Below are 3673 nucleotides of genomic sequence, written 5' to 3' on the forward strand. Positions count from 1 at the left end.
TTTGCTCTTTAAAAATCTGGATCAAGCTGAAAATTGAAACACAGAACAATGCGAATTGTTCCGTGAGTCTCTCAAATTTTCGCAACTGAGGGTGTTTTACGAAACATCTTCGGGTTGTGAGGTTAAGCGACTAAGCGTACACGGTGGATGCCCTGGCAGTCAGAGGCGATGAAGGACGTGCTAATCTGCGAAAAGCGCCGGTAAGGTGATATGAACCGTTATAACCGGCGATGTCCGAATGGGGAAACCCAGTGCAATCCGTTGCACTATCACAGCATGAATACATAGTGCTGTGAGGCGAACCGGGGGAACTGAAACATCTAAGTACCCCGAGGAAAAGAAATCAACCGAGATTCCCCCAGTAGCGGCGAGCGAACGGGGAACAGCCCAGAGCCTGAATCAGCCTGAGTGTTAGTGGAAGCGTCTGGAAAGTCGCGCGATACAGGGTGACAGCCCCGTACACAAAAGCACACAGGTTGTGAGCTCGATGAGTAGGGCGGGACACGTGGTATCCTGTCTGAATATGGGGGGACCATCCTCCAAGGCTAAATACTCCTGACTGACCGATAGTGAACCAGTACCGTGAGGGAAAGGCGAAAAGAACCCCGGCGAGGGGAGTGAAACAGAACCTGAAACCGTGTACGTACAAGCAGTGGGAGCCTCTTTTATGGGGTGACTGCGTACCTTTTGTATAATGGGTCAGCGACTTATATTCTGTAGCAAGGTTAACCGTATAGGGGAGCCGCAGGGAAACCGAGTCTTAACTGGGCGTTAAGTTGCAGGGTATAGACCCGAAACCCGGTGATCTAGCCATGGGCAGGTTGAAGGTTGGGTAACACTAACTGGAGGACCGAACCGACTAATGTTGAAAAATTAGCGGATGACCTGTGGCTGGGGGTGAAAGGCCAATCAAACCGGGAGATAGCTGGTTCTCCCCGAAAGCTATTTAGGTAGCGCCTCGTGAATTCATCTCCGGGGGTAGAGCACTGTTTCGGCTAGGGGGCCATCCCGGCTTACCAACCCGATGCAAACTACGAATACCGGAGAATGTTATCACGGGAGACACACGGCGGGTGCTAACGTCCGTCGTGAAGAGGGAAACAACCCAGACCGCCAGCTAAGGTCCCAAAGTCATGGTTAAGTGGGAAACGATGTGGGAAGGCACAGACAGCCAGGATGTTGGCTTAGAAGCAGCCATCATTTAAAGAAAGCGTAATAGCTCACTGGTCGAGTCGGCCTGCGCGGAAGATGTAACGGGGCTAAACCATGCACCGAAGCTGCGGCAGCGACACTATGTGTTGTTGGGTAGGGGAGCGTTCTGTAAGCCGTCGAAGGTGGCCTGTGAGGGCTGCTGGAGGTATCAGAAGTGCGAATGCTGACATAAGTAACGATAAAGCGGGTGAAAAGCCCGCTCGCCGGAAGACCAAGGGTTCCTGTCCAACGTTAATCGGGGCAGGGTGAGTCGACCCCTAAGGCGAGGCCGAAAGGCGTAGTCGATGGGAAACAGGTTAATATTCCTGTACTTGGTGTTACTGCGAAGGGGGGACGGAGAAGGCTATGTCAGCCGGGCGACGGTTGTCCCGGTTTAAGCGTGTAGGTGTGTGTTCCAGGTAAATCCGGTTCACTTTAACACTGAGGCGTGATGACGAGGCACCACGGTGCTGAAGTGACAAATGCCCTGCTTCCAGGAAAAGCCTCTAAGCATCAGGTAACACGAAATCGTACCCCAAACCGACACAGGTGGTCAGGTAGAGAATACCAAGGCGCTTGAGAGAACTCGGGTGAAGGAACTAGGCAAAATGGTGCCGTAACTTCGGGAGAAGGCACGCTGGTGCGTAGGTGAAGTGACTTGCTCACGGAGCTGAAACCAGTCGAAGATACCAGCTGGCTGCAACTGTTTATTAAAAACACAGCACTGTGCAAACACGAAAGTGGACGTATACGGTGTGACGCCTGCCCGGTGCCGGAAGGTTAATTGATGGGGTCAACCGCAAGGTGAAGCTCTTGATCGAAGCCCCGGTAAACGGCGGCCGTAACTATAACGGTCCTAAGGTAGCGAAATTCCTTGTCGGGTAAGTTCCGACCTGCACGAATGGCGTAATGATGGCCAGGCTGTCTCCACCCGAGACTCAGTGAAATTGAACTCGCTGTGAAGATGCAGTGTACCCGCGGCAAGACGGAAAGACCCCGTGAACCTTTACTATAGCTTGACACTGAACATTGAGCCTTGATGTGTAGGATAGGTGGGAGGCTTTGAAGCGTGGACGCCAGTCTGCGTGGAGCCAACCTTGAAATACCACCCTTTAATGTTTGATGTTCTAACGTGGACCCGTGATCCGGGTTGCGGACAGTGTCTGGTGGGTAGTTTGACTGGGGCGGTCTCCTCCTAAAGCGTAACGGAGGAGCACGAAGGTCAGCTAATCCTGGTCGGACATCAGGAGGTTAGTGCAATGGCATAAGCTGGCTTGACTGCGAGCGTGACGGCGCGAGCAGGTGCGAAAGCAGGTCATAGTGATCCGGTGGTTCTGAATGGAAGGGCCATCGCTCAACGGATAAAAGGTACTCCGGGGATAACAGGCTGATACCGCCCAAGAGTTCATATCGACGGCGGTGTTTGGCACCTCGATGTCGGCTCATCACATCCTGGGGCTGAAGTAGGTCCCAAGGGTATGGCTGTTCGCCATTTAAAGTGGTACGCGAGCTGGGTTTAGAACGTCGTGAGACAGTTCGGTCCCTATCTGCCGTGGGCGCTGGAGAATTGAGGGGGGCTGCTCCTAGTACGAGAGGACCGGAGTGGACGCATCACTGGTGTTCGGGTTGTCATGCCAATGGCACTGCCCGGTAGCTAAATGCGGAAGAGATAAGTGCTGAAAGCATCTAAGCACGAAACTTGCCCCGAGATGAGTTCTCCCTGACTCCCTGAGAGTCCTGAAGGAACGTTGAAGACGACGACGTTGATAGGCCGGGTGTGTAAGCGCAGCGATGCGTTGAGCTAACCGGTACTAATGAACCGTGAGGCTTAACCTTACAACGCCGAAGATGTTTTGGCGGATGAGAGATGATTTTCAGCTGATACAGATTACGCCGTCCGGCTAACGCGGGATGGCAACAGAATTTGCCTGGCGGCACTAGCGCGGTGGTCCCACCTGACCCCATGCCGAACTCAGAAGTGAAACGCCGTAGCGCCGATGGTAGTGTGGGGTCTCCCCATGCGAGAGTAGGGAACTGCCAGGCATCAAATTTAGTGTGCTGATATGGCTCAGTTGGTAGAGCGCACCCTTGGTAAGGGTGAGGTCCCCAGTTCGACTCTGGGTATCAGCACCACTTCACTTCTCCTTCCTGGTTTCTCTTCTGTTATTTAGCATTCAACGAGTCGGGCATGTTGCCTGGTTGATGTGGTGATATCACCGATTTATCCGTGTCTTAGAGGGACAATCGATGTCTAAAGAAAAGTTTGAACGTACAAAACCGCACGTTAACGTCGGTACTATCGGCCACGTTGACCATGGTAAAACAACGCTGACTGCTGCAATCACTACCGTACTGGCTAAGACCTACGGCGGTGCTGCTCGCGCATTCGACCAGATCGATAACGCGCCGGAAGAAAAAGCTCGTGGTATCACCATCAACACCTCTCACGTTGAATATGACACCCCGACTCGCCACTACGCGC

At 53.1% G+C, this 3673-nt stretch carries 1 protein-coding gene, 1 tRNA gene and 2 rRNA genes; all 4 read left to right on the forward strand.

Features of this window, described 5'->3' with window-relative positions; all coding sequences use genetic code 11:
• Positions 1-120: 120 nt before the first annotated feature.
• Positions 121-3027 (forward strand): 23S ribosomal RNA (locus tag GT003_RS31990).
• A 91-nt stretch (positions 3028-3118) separates the two neighbouring features.
• Positions 3119-3234 (forward strand): 5S ribosomal RNA (gene rrf, locus GT003_RS31995).
• Between the two features lie 14 nt (positions 3235-3248).
• Positions 3249-3324 (forward strand) — tRNA-Thr (locus tag GT003_RS32000).
• A gap of 114 nt (positions 3325-3438) precedes the next feature.
• On the forward strand, positions 3439-3673 hold a 235-nt coding region (locus GT003_RS32005), incomplete at its 3' end, for a GTP-binding protein (protein WP_000031667.1).

It is taken from the genome of Paenibacillus sacheonensis (assembly GCF_009909195.1).
Classification (GTDB): Bacteria; Bacillota; Bacilli; order Paenibacillales; family Paenibacillaceae; genus Paenibacillus_Z; species Paenibacillus_Z sacheonensis.